General features: G+C 58.8%; 15 protein-coding genes. 10 read left to right on the top strand and 5 right to left on the bottom strand.

All coding sequences use genetic code 11. From position 1 onward, the window contains the following. Positions 1-43: 43 nt before the first annotated feature. The 4 genes from H7K56_RS06160 to ppnP all read left to right on the top strand — a co-directional run bounded on the left by H7K56_RS06160 (position 44) and on the right by ppnP (position 3,620). Positions 44-1,603, top strand: a complete 1,560-nt coding sequence (locus tag H7K56_RS06160) for an OPT/YSL family transporter (protein WP_104092635.1) — start codon at positions 44-46, stop codon at positions 1,601-1,603. 15 nt (positions 1,604-1,618) lie between these two features. After that, positions 1,619-2,551, top strand: a complete 933-nt coding sequence (locus tag H7K56_RS06155; RefSeq protein WP_021507226.1) for a DUF1177 domain-containing protein — start codon at positions 1,619-1,621, stop codon at positions 2,549-2,551. A 2-nt stretch (positions 2,552-2,553) separates the two neighbouring features. After that, on the top strand, positions 2,554-3,231 hold the full coding sequence (locus H7K56_RS06150) for an AroM family protein (protein ID WP_104093002.1): 678 nt from the start codon (positions 2,554-2,556) through the stop codon (positions 3,229-3,231). Between the two features lie 104 nt (positions 3,232-3,335). Next, positions 3,336-3,620 (top strand): pyrimidine/purine nucleoside phosphorylase, encoded by a 285-nt coding sequence (ppnP, locus tag H7K56_RS06145; protein WP_010616577.1) that lies wholly within the window; start codon positions 3,336-3,338, stop codon positions 3,618-3,620. 195 nt (positions 3,621-3,815) lie between these two features. On the opposite strand, the gene rdgC is transcribed toward ppnP, so the two are convergent. Beyond that, positions 3,816-4,727, bottom strand: coding sequence for a recombination-associated protein RdgC (gene rdgC, locus H7K56_RS06140; RefSeq protein ID WP_021507129.1), 912 nt, complete (start codon positions 4,725-4,727; stop codon positions 3,816-3,818). 147 nt (positions 4,728-4,874) lie between these two features. Here rdgC and mak point away from each other — a divergent pair, with 147 nt between their 5' ends. Beyond that, positions 4,875-5,786, top strand: a complete 912-nt coding sequence (mak, locus tag H7K56_RS06135) for a fructokinase (protein ID WP_150361725.1) — start codon at positions 4,875-4,877, stop codon at positions 5,784-5,786. Positions 5,787-5,846: 60 nt separating this feature from the next. Here mak and H7K56_RS06130 read toward each other — a convergent pair whose 3' ends face one another. From H7K56_RS06130 to eat, 3 genes are all read right to left on the bottom strand, one after another. Then, complete coding sequence (locus tag H7K56_RS06130) at positions 5,847-6,779, bottom strand: LysR family transcriptional regulator (RefSeq protein WP_150361724.1); 933 nt, start codon at positions 6,777-6,779, stop codon at positions 5,847-5,849. A 137-nt stretch (positions 6,780-6,916) separates the two neighbouring features. Continuing rightward, the gene (locus H7K56_RS06125; protein ID WP_150361723.1) at positions 6,917-7,915 is read right to left on the bottom strand and encodes an aldo/keto reductase; all 999 of its coding nucleotides are present in this window, start codon (positions 7,913-7,915) and stop codon (positions 6,917-6,919) included. A 209-nt stretch (positions 7,916-8,124) separates the two neighbouring features. After that, positions 8,125-9,489, bottom strand: a complete 1,365-nt coding sequence (gene eat, locus H7K56_RS06120; protein WP_058758051.1) for an ethanolamine permease — start codon at positions 9,487-9,489, stop codon at positions 8,125-8,127. Positions 9,490-9,756: 267 nt separating this feature from the next. Here eat and H7K56_RS06115 point away from each other — a divergent pair, with 267 nt between their 5' ends. Continuing rightward, the gene (locus H7K56_RS06115; RefSeq protein ID WP_150361722.1) at positions 9,757-10,761 is read left to right on the top strand and encodes a phosphotransferase enzyme family protein; all 1,005 of its coding nucleotides are present in this window, start codon (positions 9,757-9,759) and stop codon (positions 10,759-10,761) included. Between the two features lie 229 nt (positions 10,762-10,990). After that, on the top strand, positions 10,991-12,130 hold the full coding sequence (qhpR, locus tag H7K56_RS06110; RefSeq protein WP_150361721.1) for an AraC-like transcriptional regulator QhpR: 1,140 nt from the start codon (positions 10,991-10,993) through the stop codon (positions 12,128-12,130). Here the strand turns inward: qhpR and H7K56_RS06105 are convergent. Then, a complete protein-coding gene (locus tag H7K56_RS06105; protein ID WP_249042767.1) occupies positions 12,012-12,392 on the bottom strand; it encodes a cell envelope integrity TolA C-terminal domain-containing protein in 381 nt (126 codons plus the stop codon). The two genes, qhpR and H7K56_RS06105, sit on opposite strands and share 119 nt — an antisense overlap. A gap of 200 nt (positions 12,393-12,592) precedes the next feature. On the opposite strand from H7K56_RS06105, the gene H7K56_RS06100 reads away from it, so the two are divergent. From H7K56_RS06100 to H7K56_RS06090, 3 genes are read left to right on the top strand one after another with little or no spacing between them, the layout of a single operon-like run. Further along, positions 12,593-13,270, top strand: a complete 678-nt coding sequence (locus tag H7K56_RS06100) for a CsgG/HfaB family protein (RefSeq protein ID WP_021507138.1) — start codon at positions 12,593-12,595, stop codon at positions 13,268-13,270. A gap of 11 nt (positions 13,271-13,281) precedes the next feature. Next, positions 13,282-13,638 (top strand): DUF4810 domain-containing protein, encoded by a 357-nt coding sequence (locus H7K56_RS06095; RefSeq protein WP_021507139.1) that lies wholly within the window; start codon positions 13,282-13,284, stop codon positions 13,636-13,638. Next, positions 13,635-14,291 (top strand): DUF799 domain-containing protein, encoded by a 657-nt coding sequence (locus tag H7K56_RS06090; RefSeq protein ID WP_021507140.1) that lies wholly within the window; start codon positions 13,635-13,637, stop codon positions 14,289-14,291. The genes H7K56_RS06095 and H7K56_RS06090 overlap by 4 nt, the downstream gene beginning before the upstream one ends. Positions 14,292-14,320 lie beyond the last annotated feature (29 nt).

Below are 14,320 nucleotides of genomic sequence, written 5' to 3'. Positions count from 1 at the left end.
ATGTCATTGCGCGTTTTCTACAGGGTGAAAATACGGGGATAATATGCGTCTGGATAATCCAATAAAAAATATTGGCGTGGGCCTGATGCTGGTTCTGCTGTCAGTTGCAGGGGCCATCATTGGGGTACAGCTGATCACAACTATTGGGGTAACGCCCAATACTTCTATTATCGGCGCGCTATTTGCCATGCTGCTGGCGCGCATTCCACTGCAGTGGTTTCGCCGCTACCGTTCGGTTGAAGTGCAAAACCTTGCACAGACCGCTATCTCTTCCGCCACCTTCGGCGCTGCCAATAGCCTGCTGATGCCGATTGCCGTGCCGTGGGCGCTGGGTGAGCCGCAGCTGGTGCTGCCGCTGTTTGTCGGCGTCAGCGCGGCAATGCTGCTGGATGCGTGGCTGCTGTATCGTCTGTTCGACACGCGCGTGTTTCCGGCCAGCAATGCATGGCCACCGGGCGTGGCAGCGGCAGAAGCGATCAAAGCCGGTGATAAGGGCGGTCGCCAGGCGTGGCTGCTGGTGGCTGGAATCGTGGGTGGCGTCGCGGGCTCAATGCTGAAAATCCCGATGTCCGCTTTTGGTACGGCATTCATTGGCAATATCTGGGCGCTGACCATGCTCGGCATCGGCTTCCTGCTGCGTGCCTATGCGCAACCGGTTGCCGGTATCGATATTAACGCGCTGTACATTCCGCACGGCGTAATGGTCGGAGCCGGTCTGGTGGCGCTGATTCAGGTGGTACAGGTGATTCGCAGTCGCCGTCACGACAACCTCAACGTCAGCCGCAGCGACAGCGAAGTTAAACGCGCGCTCGGCCTGGGAACTGTCGGCTATATCGTGATCTCGGCGCTGCTGGCGCTGGGTGGCGGGCTGTGGAGCGAAATGGGCCTGCCGATGCTGCTGCTGTTTATTATCTACGCGGCCTTTGCCGCCTTTGTGCATGAGCTGATTGTCGGCATCGCCGCCATGCACTCGGGCTGGTTCCCGGCCTTCGCGGTGGCGCTGATCACCCTGATCCTCGGCATCCTGCTCGGCTTCCCGCCGCTGGCGCTGTGCCTGCTGTGCGGCTTCACCGCGGCCACCGGTCCGGCCTTCGCTGATATGGGCTATGACCTGAAGGCCGGCTTTATTCTGCGCGGTAACGGGGCCGATGTGCAGCAGGAGCTGTGGGGCCGCCGCATCCAGCTGATCGCCGCGATGATCGCTTTCGTCATCGCAATTCCGGTAGTGTGGTATGCGCATAACCTGTTCTTTGTCGACAACCTGCTGCCGCCGGTGGCGCGCGTTTACGCCAAAACCATTCAGGCCGGCGCGGAGCCGGGCATTGCCGGTAGCCTGCTGATGTGGGCGATTCCGGGAGCGATTATTCAGCTGATCGGCGGGCCTAAGCGCCAGCTCGGCGTGCTGTTAGCCACCGGTCTGTTAATCAACAACGCCGCCGCAGGCTGGGCGGTGCTGGTCGGGATTGCGTTACGTGTCCTGATCCTGCGCGTGTGGGGCGAGCGTGGACGTTCACCGATGGAGGTGATGGCCGCTGGATTCATTGCGGGCGACGCGCTGTACAGCTTCTTCCACTCACTTTTTGCCAGTAGCAGTAAGAAATAATCCAGGGATTTAGCGATGAGTTTACAGCAGACACTACAGGTTTTTGAGTTACTCGACAGCGCCTACGTGGATGGCCAGCAGGTGGTCGATCTGTTCGCCGCCTATCCTGGCGTGCAAGCCAGCTTTAAGCGCGTCAGTGGGCCAAAAGGGCGCACCGATTTTGTGCGCATCGACATTCCTGGCGCCCAGGGCAAAAGCCGGGGCGGCAGCGCGCCGACGCTGGGGATCATTGGCCGTCTCGGCGGCATCGGTGCGCGCCCGACGCGCATCGGCATGGTGTCCGACGCCGACGGTGCGGTCGCTGCAGTGAGCAGCGCGCTGAAGCTGGCACAGATGCAGACCAAAGGCGACGTGCTGGCCGGCGACGTGATCGTGACCACCCATATTTGTCCGGATGCGCCGACCCGGCCGCACGAGCCGGTGGACTTCATGGATTCGCCGTGCGACGACATCACCATGAATGACAACGAAGTGGTTGCGGGCGTTGACGCGATTCTCTCTATCGATACCACGAAAGGAAACCGCATCCTCAACCATAAGGGCTATGCGCTGTCACCCACGGTGAAAGAGGGCTACATCCTGCGCGTGTCGGAAGATCTGCTGCGCATCATGGAGATGACCAGCGGTCAGCCTGCGGTGACGTTCCCGATCACTACACAGGACATCACCCCTTACGGCAACGGCGTGTATCACCTCAACAGCATCCTGCAACCGTCCACCGCCACTGATGTGCCAGTGGTGGGCGTCGCGATTTGTGCGCAATCCGTGGTGCCTGGCTGCGGCACCGGCGCCAGCCATGAAGTGGACATCGCGGCGACCGTGCGCTTTGCGGTGGAAGTGGCCAAAGAGTTTGGCCGTGAGACCTGCCAGTTTTATGACCCGCAGGAGTACGCGCTGCTGCTATCTTTGTATGGTAGCCTAAGTCACCTGCGCAGCCGGAAAGCCTGATGATGAAACCGTCGCTTGTAACCTTAACCATTGGCCAGTCACCGCGTAGCGATATTTTGCCGCTGCTGCAGGAGCATTTGCCCGCCGACGCCGTCGCGCATGCCGGTCTGCTGGATGGCCTGACGCTGGCCGAAGTGGAGCAGTTATACGCTCCCGCGCCGGGCGATAAAGTGCTGGTTTCGCGCATGAGCAGCGGCGAACAGGTACGGCTGGCGGCGGCCACCGTCGAACAGGGACTGCAGCGTAAAATTACCGCGCTGGAGCAGCAGGGTTACGACACCATTCTGCTGCTGTGTACCGGTGAGTTCGGCACGCTGAAAACCACGTCGGCGCTGCTGCTGGAGCCGGATCGCATCATTCCGCCGCTGGTCAGCGCCATCGTACAGACGCACAAAATCGGCATCGTGGTGCCGGTTGAGGAGCAGATCGCTGAGCAGGCCAGCAAATGGCGTAACCTGCAAAGCTCGCCCTGTTTTGCCGTCGCCAGTCCATACCTGGCGCAGCAGAGCGAACTGATGGAAGCCGGACTGACCCTGCAGGAGCAGGGCGCTGATGTGGTGGTGCTCGACTGTATCGGTTATCACCAGAAACACCGCGATTTCCTGCAGAACATGCTGGGCATTCCGGTGCTGCTGTCGAATGTGCTGGTGGCGAAACTGGCGGCTGAACTGATCGTCTGATCGAGGCCGATCACAACTTGCGACGGGCGGCGCTAATTCGCGTGACAGATCAGCGAGTTCCCTTGTAATCTGCCGGTAACCCTAATGTGCTGTGAGGAAGTAACATGCTCAACGTAAGTGAGTATTTCGACGGAAAAGTGAAATCCATTGGTTTCGACAGCGTGACCATTGGCCGGGCCAGCGTTGGCGTGATGGCGGAAGGCGAATACACTTTTGGTACCGGTCAGCCGGAAGAGATGACGGTAGTGAGCGGCGCGCTGAAAGTGCTGCTGCCGGGCGAAGCCGAGTGGAAATGGTACGAAGCCGGATCGGTATTTAACGTGCCGGGCCACAGCGAATTCCACCTGCAGGTGGCGGAGCCAACGTCTTACCTGTGCCGCTATCTTTAAGCGTTAAAGCAGCATCCATTATCAACCGGTAATGCCTGTGCGGCGTTACCGGTTTTTTTATGCGCCAGCATGAGGTGTGGCCTGCGGTCAGCATAAATGCTGACCCTACAGCTATGAATCAGCATATTTGCAGGGGCGCCATTCATGGTGACCGTTAAACACACCCGTACTATTCTTCCAGCCTGCGATACCCGCTTAACGCTGCGCTTCGCCGCCTAACGCTTCCACCAGGTTGCTGATCAATGCCGCCAGCTCGCTGGTCATCAGAATGAAATCGGCATCAAAACGCTGGGCGAAATCATCGCGATCGATATCGTCATTCTGCTCGCGCAGCGTGTCGCTGAACTTCAGACGCTTCACCGAGGCATCATCGGCGATCACCAGCTGAATACGCTCCTGCCAGTCGAGCGCCAGTTTGGTGACCACTTTACCGGCTTCGATGTGGGTGGCGATCTCGTCGGAAACCAGATCCTGCTTTTTACAGCGGATCACGCCGCCATCTTCCAGTATCGCCTTCAGCTCAGCCTCATCCATCAGGGTGAAACCCGCCGGCAATTCACCGGAGCGCACCCATTCGGTCAGCGTCAGCTCGATCGGATTTTCCAGCGTCAGCGGCACCACCGGCAGCGAGCCGAGGCTCTTACGCAGTAACGCCAGCGTATCTTCCGCTTTCTTCGCGCTGGCGCAGTCGACGATGATCAGATTGTTGACGGTGTCGATCCACATAAAGGTCTGACTGAAACGGCTGAAGGCGCGCGGCAGCAGGCTGTGCAGCACTTCATCTTTCAGCGAATCCTTTTCGGTCTTTTTCAGCTTGCGGCTCTGTTCCGCTTCCAGCTTCTCAATTTTGGCTTCCAGCGCCTGCTTCACCACCGGCGACGGCAGAATTTTCTGCTCGGTGCGGGCACAGATCACTATCTGACCGTTAATCACATGCGTCAGCGCTTCGCTGCGGTTGCCCATCGGCGAGACCCAGCCGGTTTTGGCCATGTCCTGGCTGCCGCACGGCGTGAAGGTGAAGGCGTCGAGCTGTTTTTCCAGATCGTCTGCGGACAGCGGGATGTCCCGATTCAGACGATAAACCATCATATTTTTAAACCACAACATCAGGATTCCTTACCGTGGGTGCGATCGGGCGCACAAGTCTAAAACAGTCAGCGCGCATGATAGCGAAACATCGGAGTGGTTTCATTGCCTTTCCCGATTCAGCCTTCTACTGTATCTGTCACCTGAACGAATAATGAGGAATAAATCGTGCGTATCGGTATTGATTTAGGCGGCACCAAAATTGAAGTGATTGCGCTGTCTGACCAGGGCGAGGAGCTGTTCCGCCACCGCGTGAATACCCCGCGTGACGACTATGCGGCCACGGTGCAGGCGATTGTCGATTTAGTCCTGCTGGCGGAAGCGCAGACCGGGCAGCAGGGAACCGTCGGCATCGGCATTCCCGGCACGATTTCTCCTTATACCCAGCGGGTAAAAAATGCTAACTCGACGTGGCTCAACGGCCAGCCGCTGGACAAAGATTTGGCGCGTGCGCTGAATCGTGACGTGCGCATCGCCAACGACGCGAATTGCCTGGCGGTTTCCGAAGCGGTTGATGGCGCAGGCGCAGGCCAGCCGCTGGTGTTTGCGGTGATCATTGGCACCGGTTCCGGCGCAGGCGTGGCCATCAACGGAGAATCACGCATTGGCGGTAACGGTAACGCAGGTGAGTGGGGGCACAATCCGCTGCCGTGGATGGATGAAGACGAACTGCGCTATCGCGCGGAAGTGCCGTGCTATTGCGGGCTGCAGGGCTGTATTGAGACGTTTGTCTCCGGCACCGGCTTCGCCATTGATTATCAGCGTCTCAGCGGACAGGCGCTGAAGGGCGCGGAGATCATCCGGCTGATCGAACAGCAGGATCCGGTGGCCGAGCTGGCGATGAGCCGTTATGAAACGCGGCTGGCCAAATCGCTGGCGCAGGTGGTAAACCTGCTCGATCCGGATGTGATCGTGCTCGGCGGCGGCATGAGCAACAATAATCGGCTGTACCAGACGGTGCCGACGCTGATGAAACAGTGGGTGTTCGGCCGCGAGTGCGAAACGCCGGTGCTGAAAGCGGTGCACGGTGACTCCAGCGGCGTACGCGGTGCCGCCTGGCTGTGGCCGGTGAAAGGGTAGCGTAACGACGCTTTATGCGTGCTTAACCCCTCTTCCAGCGGAAGAGGGGGCCGAAGCGGGTCAGTGTTGGCTTAACTGACCGGCGTGACACACGATATCGTGCGCATGCAGCACGGCTGGCCGGTTTTCATTCAGTCGGATGGCGGCATAAATATCGATATGCAGTTTTTGCGCTTCATCGTCAGCCAGTGCGCGATAACACAATCCTTCCTGATGAAAGGTACATTTCGACTGCGGCATCAGGGCAAAGCCTTTTCCTCTGGCAATGTGTGTCAGCATAACCAGTGAATCATCGGGCTCTTTAACTCTTTTAAGCGGGGTGTGGAGCTGTGAAAACAAGCGTTCACATTTATCGTAGAACGACGGATTTGCGCTTCTGGCAAACCAGAACAGCGGTAAATCACCGATCGCTTCCAGCGAGACTTTTTCTTTCAGGCTGGCCGGATGTCTGGCCGGCATTGCTACCAGCAACGGCTCACGACCGATCCACTGGTACTGAACGGTATCTTCGTGGCCGGTTGCCCTTTCGCCCGTCAGTACCAGGTCCAGGCGGTTTTTTGCCAGACACTGCAGCAACTGCGCAGACGTCAGATCGGGCGTTTCCACATCGTCGGCGGCGTCCAGTTTCAGCAGTTGCTGGTGAATGGGCGCAATCAGTGCAAAATTCAGCGTGCGGGTGAGGCCGATACGCAGGCGCTTTTCTGAAGAAAGCGAGCCTGGCTTGAGTTCATTCAGCGCCTGAAGGATCTTCTCCGCTTTGATTACCAGCGCCCGGCCAGCGTCCGTCAGACTGACGTCATGGGTGCTGCGGCTAAACAACGGCTGCTCCAGCACGGCTTCAAGGCGCTTAATCTGTCGGGTTAGCGGAGGCTGAGTCATTCTGAGCCGTTCGGCGGCCCGGCGAAAGTTCAGCTCGTGCGCAACCGCAAGAAAGCATTGAAGCTGTTTCACGCTGGGGAGATGGTTGCTGATAAGGTGCTCTGCCGTCGCCATAGAGTCCATCCGGGTAATCAAAGACGTTATTCTACCCCGCTAAAGATCAGCAGGATATGGGGTTAATCGGTCTGGACGCGCAGCAGGCTGGCGGCGCGACGTCAGAAAAAATAACCGGGCGTTACCCGGTTATGGCTTCAGGCATTAATGCTTTTCATCCCTTCCTGAGAATAGCGCTCGCCCCTGATCTCAATATGCTGGTGGATAGCGTTCAGTAAGGCGATATCTGCCTGCTCCAGCACGATATCGGCGGCCTGCGCATTTTCTGCCAGATAGCGGGGCTGTTTCGTTCCCGGAATGGGGATCAGCTTGTCGTACTGCGCCAGTAGCCAGGCCAGTGCAATCTGCCCCGGCGTGCAGCTGTACTTTTCAGCAAGCGGGTGCACCGCGTCAAGAAGCTGGGCGTTATGGTCGAGGCTGGATTGACTAAAGCGCGCATTATTTTTGCGGAAATCACCCTCAGCGAAGACGCTGTTATGACGATACTTTCCGGTCAGAAACCCTCTGCCCAGCGGAGAGTAGGGAACTAAACCTATACCCAGCTCTTTCACCACCGGCAGAATCTCAGCTTCGATATCGCGCGTCCACAGTGAATATTCGGTTTGCAGGGCGGCGATCGGGTGGGCGGCATGGGCCCGGCGCAGTGTTGAAGCAGAAACTTCACACAGGCCAATGTGGTTGATCTTACCCGCTTTAACGAGGCGGCTCAGGCATTCCATGCTCTCTTCAATCGGCGTAGCCTGGCTCACGCGGTGAAGATAGAACAGATCGATGCGCTCAACGCCAAGCCTTTTAAGCGATTCATTACAGCAGCGGGTGATGTAGTCAGGTTGGTTGTTAATCGTCCGGGCATAAGCCTGGTCCGCAGGGCGATCGATACCGCACTTGGTGGCAATTTTAAACTGCTCACGCGTGGTGTTATCCAGACCGGCAAGAAAGTGGCCAATCAGCCGCTCATTATGGCCCCGCCCGTACATATCCGCTGTATCGATAAACGTGATATTCAGGTCGATAAGCGTGTGTAACAGCTGCAGTGAAGCGGTGTCGTCTGTCTGGCCATAAAATTCGCTCAGTCCCATGGCACCATAGCCGATCGAACTGACAGTCAGGGTTTGCGATAAATGTCGGGTGTGCATAGTGGCTCCTTTTGCGTGTTTTTTGATTGTTGCACCCCGATTACGCGTAATGAATTGTCATTTTCGTCATGCAAAAAAGGTATCACAGCAGCATGATCGGAGCGGTGCTGTGGTGGGATGGATTTATCGCGTGGGGCAGAAAGAGACGGGTACACAAAGGGCTCTGTGTACCCGTCTCCGTTGCCTGAAGGGCAGGGGCAATGCGTTTGTTACTCGCCGACCAGCATGGAGTCCTGCGGTGCGCGCTCGCGCTGAGCTTTGGTGGCGAGGAAGTAAAGGTAGCCGAGCACCATAATCGCCACAAACAATCCGCCGATTACCGGGTTAAACCACAGCATCGCCACCAGACACACCAGCGACAGCACCAGTGCGATGCCCGGTACCAGCGGATAGCCCGGCGCACGGAAGCTGCGCTCCAGATCCGGTGCGCTGCGGCGCAGCTTAAACAGGCTCAGCATACTCATCAGATACATCACGATTGCGCCGAACACCGCCATGGTGATCATCGCCGCCGTCAGCGTCATGCCCTGCAAATTGATCAGTCCGTCGCTGTAAATGGCGGCGATACCGATGACACCGCCGGCGATGATGGCGCGGTGCGGCGTCTGGAAGCGCGACAGCTTCGCCAGGCTGGGCGGCAGATAGCCCGCGCGCGCCAGGGCAAAGAACTGACGCGAGTAGCCAAGGATGATGCCGTGGAAGCTGGCGACCAGGCCAAACAGGCCGATCCACACCAGCATATGCATCCAGTTAGAGTGCTCCCCAACGATCATCTTCATCGCCTGCGGCAGCGGATCGTTGATGTCCGACAGCTTGCGCCAGTCGCCCGCGCCGCCGGCCAGCAGCATCACGCCAATCGCCAGCACCACCAGGGTAAGAATGCCGCTGATGTAGGCTTTCGGGATGGTGCGCTTCGGATCTTTGGCTTCTTCGGCCGCCATCGCCGCGCCTTCAATGGCGAGGAAAAACCAGATAGCGAACGGAATGGCGGCAAAGATGCCGGACAGCGCTGGCATGCCAAAATGATCGCTGCCAGCCCAGCCGTTGGCGGCGAAGTTAGCGACGCTGAAACCCGGCGATACCACGCCCATGAACACCAGCAGCTCCAGCACTGCCAGCACCGTCACCACCAGTTCGAACATCGCGGCCAGCTTCACGCCGAGAATATTCAGTGCCATAAACAACAGATAAGCGCCGACCGCCGCCGTTTTGGGGTTGAGATCGGGATACTGTACGTTGAGGTAGGCGCCAATCGCCATGGCGATGGCCGGCGGGGCGAACACGAACTCAATCAGCGTCGCCAGACCGGCAATCAGACCACCGGTTTCGCCAAATGCCCGACGGCTGTAAGCGAACGGCCCGCCAGCGTGCGGAATCGCCGTGGTCAGTTCGGTAAAGCTAAAAATAAAGCAGGTATAAAGCGTGGCGATCAGCGCGGTGGTGATCAGAAATCCCAGCGTCCCGGCCACGCCCCAGCCATAGCTCCAGCCGAAATACTCACCGGAAATCACCAGTCCAACCGCAATACCCCATAAATGCAGGGTGCCCAGCGTGGGTTTTAGTTTGCCTGTCATCTTCATCTCCCCGTCATGCTTGTTGTGCGGCGTTGGCACCGCGCTATTGTGGGTTTGCGCTACAGTGAAGGGATAATGCCGCTGCCCGGGACGGGAAAACTTGACGCCGGCGCAGTGAGTTTTGTCCTCTGCGGTCAACTCGCTGCCAGAAAAAGCGCTGGCTGTACGCTGCGGTCAACTTTTGCTGTTCTGCGGTCAGGCAGTCAGGACGACCTCATCCCATGCTGATAACACTGGTTTATAGAGACTGATGCTGGAGAGTGATGAATGAGCGCCAAACAAGCCGAATCCCTGACCGATGCCGAGATCACCCTGCTGGCGCAACGTGCGCTGGCCTGCTATCCCGCCGCGCTGCACGGTGAGCTGCAATTGTTGTGCCGTTCGGAGAACGCCACCTTTTTGCTGCGTGCTGGCGGCAAACGCTACGCGCTGCGCCTGCACCGCCCGGATTACCACAGCAAAGCGGATATTCTCAGTGAACTGATGTGGCTCGATGCGCTGCGCGAGACCGGCATCATGGTGCCGCAGGCTATTCCGGCGCGCGACGGTGAAAGCGTACTGACGCTGACGCTGGCGGACGGCAGCACGCGTCATGCGGTGCTGTTCCACTGGATTGACGGCGAGATGCCGACCACCGACGTCGATCCCAAAGCCTTTCAGCAGCTCGGTACTATCACCGCGCGCCTGCATCAGCACAGCCGCAGCTGGCAGAAACCCGAAGGTTTTCAGCGTATTATCTGGGATCATCACACCATGGTCAGCGAGCACAGCCACTGGGGGCGCTGGCAGGATGCGCCGCATCTCGATCCGGCCGATCACGGCATTATCGCAGCGGCGGTGGATCGCGCCGGGCAGGCGCTGGCGGAATTTGGTAAAGAGCGCGATCGCTACGGCCTGATCCACGCCGATCTGCGTCTGACCAATCTGCTGCTGCACAAAGGCGAAACCCGGGTGATCGACTTCGACGACTGCGGCATGGGCTGGTATCTGCACGATCTGGCGGCCGCGATCAGCTTCGTCGAGCACCATCCGCGTGCGGCGGAGTGGGTGGATAACTGGATCCTCGGCTATGAACGCGTGGCGCACATCAGTGATGCTGAGATGGCGCTGGTGCCGACGCTGCTGATCCAGCGTCGTATCCAGATGACGGCGTGGATGGGCACGCACGCCGATACCGAGATGGCGCTCAGCCTCGGGCCGCACTGGGCCAGCCATTCGGTGCGGCTGTGCCGTCGCTATCTTGAGAGCAGCCAGCTGCCGGTAGGCGCGTGACCTGCACCAGCAGAGGGCAGCGGCGCGCGCTGATGGCGTAATCTGGTGCCTGCGCATCAAGCGCGCCAGCCGTCACAGGCGCGCTGACAGGGACGCTGATCGCCGCCGGGAGCGCGCCAGCGGCGGCCAGGCGGTGCACTGCCTTGCACCGCGCGCCGCCGGGTGACGCTGGTATGAAAATTGCTGGATCCCTTCATTCTGTTATCCGTGCGATCCCTGAGAGGTTCCCATGCAATCACTCATCTCTGCTGCTGATGCCTTCAGCGCGTTTGCCACACCCGCCAGCAACCGTGGCGTTCTGGCCGCGGCGGCGACCGGTCTGAGCGCCTTCATTACGGATAAAGGCGGCGATGTCGATCGCATCTTTGGCATCAGCGGTATCGATTCTGAACTGCTGGCCAGCCCGACACTGAGCCTCGGGCTGGTGAACTATTGCCGCGTGATGGAAGAAGCGGCGCGCCACTCCGGCTTTGATAACTTCGGTTTGCATTACGGCAGGCAGTTCAAACCGCAGTCATTAGGGTTAATTGGCTACATCGGACTGTGCTCGCCGACGCTGGAGCAGGCGCTGCACAATGTGGTGAACGCGTTTCCCTGGCACCAGCACGATACGCTGACGCGGCTGGTGGACAAGGGCGACTGCTGGCGGCTCGATTATCAGGTGCGCCACGGGGCGATCCTGGCACGCCGTCAGGATGCGGAGCTGACGCTCGGCATGTTCCTCAACCTGATTCGCCACGTAGCGGGCAAAAACTGGGCGCCGCGCGAGGTGCACTTTGAACATCCGCGTCCGGAGCAGTGGCACGAGCACTGCAAAGTGTTTGATGCGCCGGTCTGGTTCGATCAGCCGTTTAACTCACTGCTGATCGCGAAACGCGACCTGCAGCGCGCCATGCCGGAGCAGGATGCGATGCTGCTGATGGTGATGCAGGATGCCATTCGCCGCCTAAACAGCAGCGCCAGCGTGCAGAGCGTGCTCGAACAGGCGCGTTCACAGGTCAGCCTGACGCTCATTCAGGGCGAACCGGTACTTGAGGAGATCGCTGGCAAAATGGGGTTGTCGAGCTGGTCGCTGCAGCGACGCCTGCGCGAAGAGGGCATCAGCTTTAGCGCGCTGGTGGATAAGGTGCGCTGCGAAATGGCCACGCACTATCTGCAGCAAAGACAGCTGCCCATCTCGGAGATGGCGCTGTTGCTCGGCTATTCCGAGGTCAGCGCATTTTCCCGCGCCTTCCGCCGCTGGTTCGGCATCAGCCCGCGCCAGTGGCGCCAGGATGGGCTGGTAAGTCAGGCCGGTGTGGCGCAAAGCCAAACCACGCTGGCTGGTCGCGCTGCGGCGGAGGCGGTAAGCCGCGCGACTGACCAATAAGCTGCCACGCGCGCAAACACAGCGCTTCGTCGCCCTGGGTTTGCGTCACCGCGTAGCGCCCACTGTTCTGCCACTCCAGGCGCACCCAGCACTGCTGTCCGGCATAGCGCGCCGCATCGTGAAACTGCTTATTGAGCTGCTGCTGCAGTGCTTCACTCCAGTGGCAGGCGGCGCTGTCAGCATTGTCCTGCGGCTGGCACTGATTGGCCAGGCTGGGGGCCGGCGCGGCCACCTGCTGGCAGGCGCTGAGCGCCACCATCATTACTAACCCACCTGATAGTCTCGCTAATCGATTAATTAAATTCATTAATAAGCCTGCATTTTCGCTAAAGATTCCTGGCGCTGCTGCCGACAGTCTACAGACCGCAGCAGGGAATGCTATGGCATTACTCTGACTGTCGGCATAACCAGAATTTGCCGCCTGGTGGCGGTGTTATCCCTTCCTTTATTCATGGACCAGAAATGCAGAAGAAATATGCCTTTGCGGCACTCTCCTTGTTAAGCGCCGCGCTGCTCAGTGGCTGTGCCACCGAGTCGTCGCGCGCCATCGATGCGCCTCAGGTTCGCGCCGCAAGCCAGCCGGCTTATCAGGGCGTGCGCAGCCCAATCGCAGTGGGACAGTTTGATAACCGTTCGTCATACATGAATGGGATTTTCTCCGACGGCGTTGATCGTCTGGGCAACCAATCCAAAACCATTCTGATTACGCATCTGCAGCAGACCAATCGCTTCAACGTGCTGGATCGCAGCAACCTGAAAGAGCTGCAGCAGGAAGCCGACTTCAAACACAGCCAGCAGAACATCAAGGGCGCTAACTACATCATCACCGGTGACATCACCGAGTTCGGGCGCAAAGAAGTGGGCGACCAGCAGCTGTGGGGCATCCTCGGACGCGGTAAAAGCCAGATCGCTTACGCCAAAGTGAACCTGAATGTGGTGGATGTGACCACTTCAGAAGTGGTGTACAGCGTGCAGGGCGCGGGTGAATACCAGCTGTCAGCGCGTGAGGTGATCGGCTTTGGCGGCACCGCCAGCTATGACTCTACCCTGAACGGCAAAGTGATGGATCTGGCGATCCGTGAAGCGGTCGACCACCTGGTGGATGGCATCAATAACGGCGCATGGCGCCCGGTGAAATAAGGATATTGACGATGAAATTACTGCAACTGAGCGCCGCGCTGATCGCGGCAGGCGTGCTGGCCGGCTGTGCGCCAAAAGGACCGGAGCCGATCTACTACTGGGGTGATTACCAGCAGCAGGTGTACAGCTATTACCAGAAAGACAGCGATCCGCAGAAGCAGATTGATGCGCTGAATCTGGATATCGAAAAGGCCAAAGCGGTGAACAAGCCGGTAGCACCGGGTCTGCACGCCCAGCTGGGCCTGCTGTACGCCAAAAACGGCAATACGGATAAAGCTTTCAGCCAGTTCGCCCTTGAGAAGCAGCTGTTTCCGGAATCGGCCCCGTACATGGACTTTCTGATGAAGAAAAAAGGAGTGAACCAATGAAAAAACTGATTGCCGTGTGCGGCGTATTCGCGGCGCTGCTGCTGACCGGCTGTGCCCAGAATAAGAAACCGTATGACTACAGCGCCTTCCGTGCCAGTAAGCCGGCGTCTATTTTGGTGCTGCCTGCCGATAACCGTGCGCCGGATATCAACGCGTCGCATAGCTTCACCTCGCTGGTGACCCAGCCACTGGCGGAAGCGGGTTACTACGTGTTCCCGGTGGCGGTGGTGGAAGAGACCTTCCAGCAAAACGGCCTGAGCAACGGGCATGAAATTCAGGCGGTGAGCACGAAGCGCTTGCATGACATCTTCAACGCAGACAGCGCACTGTACATTTCGATTACCGATTATGGCAGCAGCTATCTGGTGGTTGATTCGGTGACCACGGTCTCGGCCACTGCCCGTCTGGTCGATCTGCGCAGCGGTAAAGAGCTGTGGCAGGGCATGGCCACCGCCAATGATTCTGAGAACAGTAACAATAGCAACGGCGGCATCATTGGCATGCTGGTGTCGGCGGCGATCAAACAGATCGCCAGCAACGCGGGTGACAAAGCGCACACTATTGCTGGTGTCACCAGCGCACGTCTGTTAGCGCAGAACGAGCAGGGTGGTCTGCTGGCCGGTCCGCGCTACAAAGCGCCGGTTACGCGTTAATCTCGCTGGCGCGGCGATCAGCTGATCGC

Source organism: Pantoea dispersa, from assembly GCF_014155765.1.
In the GTDB taxonomy this organism is placed as follows: Bacteria; Pseudomonadota; Gammaproteobacteria; order Enterobacterales; family Enterobacteriaceae; genus Pantoea; species Pantoea dispersa.
This window is presented reverse-complemented; position numbering and strand designations above follow the sequence as displayed.

Bases quoted from the DNA above. Each gene is read 5' to 3' on its own strand.
- H7K56_RS06090 (WP_021507140.1), top strand. From the start codon at position 13,635: ATGAAAAAACTGATTGCCGTGTGCGGCGTATTCGCGGCGCTGCTGCTG.
- H7K56_RS06125 (WP_150361723.1), bottom strand. From the start codon at position 7,915: ATGCACACCCGACATTTATCGCAAACCCTGACTGTCAGTTCGATCGGC.
- eat (WP_058758051.1), bottom strand. From the start codon at position 9,489: ATGACAGGCAAACTAAAACCCACGCTGGGCACCCTGCATTTATGGGGT.
- H7K56_RS06095 (WP_021507139.1), top strand. From the start codon at position 13,282: ATGAAATTACTGCAACTGAGCGCCGCGCTGATCGCGGCAGGCGTGCTG.
- H7K56_RS06160 (WP_104092635.1), top strand. From the start codon at position 44: ATGCGTCTGGATAATCCAATAAAAAATATTGGCGTGGGCCTGATGCTG.
- H7K56_RS06115 (WP_150361722.1), top strand. From the start codon at position 9,757: ATGAGCGCCAAACAAGCCGAATCCCTGACCGATGCCGAGATCACCCTG.
- H7K56_RS06100 (WP_021507138.1), top strand. From the start codon at position 12,593: ATGCAGAAGAAATATGCCTTTGCGGCACTCTCCTTGTTAAGCGCCGCG.
- H7K56_RS06155 (WP_021507226.1), top strand. From the start codon at position 1,619: ATGAGTTTACAGCAGACACTACAGGTTTTTGAGTTACTCGACAGCGCC.
- rdgC (WP_021507129.1), bottom strand. From the start codon at position 4,727: ATGTTGTGGTTTAAAAATATGATGGTTTATCGTCTGAATCGGGACATC.
- H7K56_RS06150 (WP_104093002.1), top strand. From the start codon at position 2,554: ATGAAACCGTCGCTTGTAACCTTAACCATTGGCCAGTCACCGCGTAGC.
- H7K56_RS06105 (WP_249042767.1), bottom strand. From the start codon at position 12,392: ATGATGGTGGCGCTCAGCGCCTGCCAGCAGGTGGCCGCGCCGGCCCCC.
- H7K56_RS06130 (WP_150361724.1), bottom strand. From the start codon at position 6,779: ATGGCGACGGCAGAGCACCTTATCAGCAACCATCTCCCCAGCGTGAAA.
- qhpR (WP_150361721.1), top strand. From the start codon at position 10,991: ATGCAATCACTCATCTCTGCTGCTGATGCCTTCAGCGCGTTTGCCACA.
- ppnP (WP_010616577.1), top strand. From the start codon at position 3,336: ATGCTCAACGTAAGTGAGTATTTCGACGGAAAAGTGAAATCCATTGGT.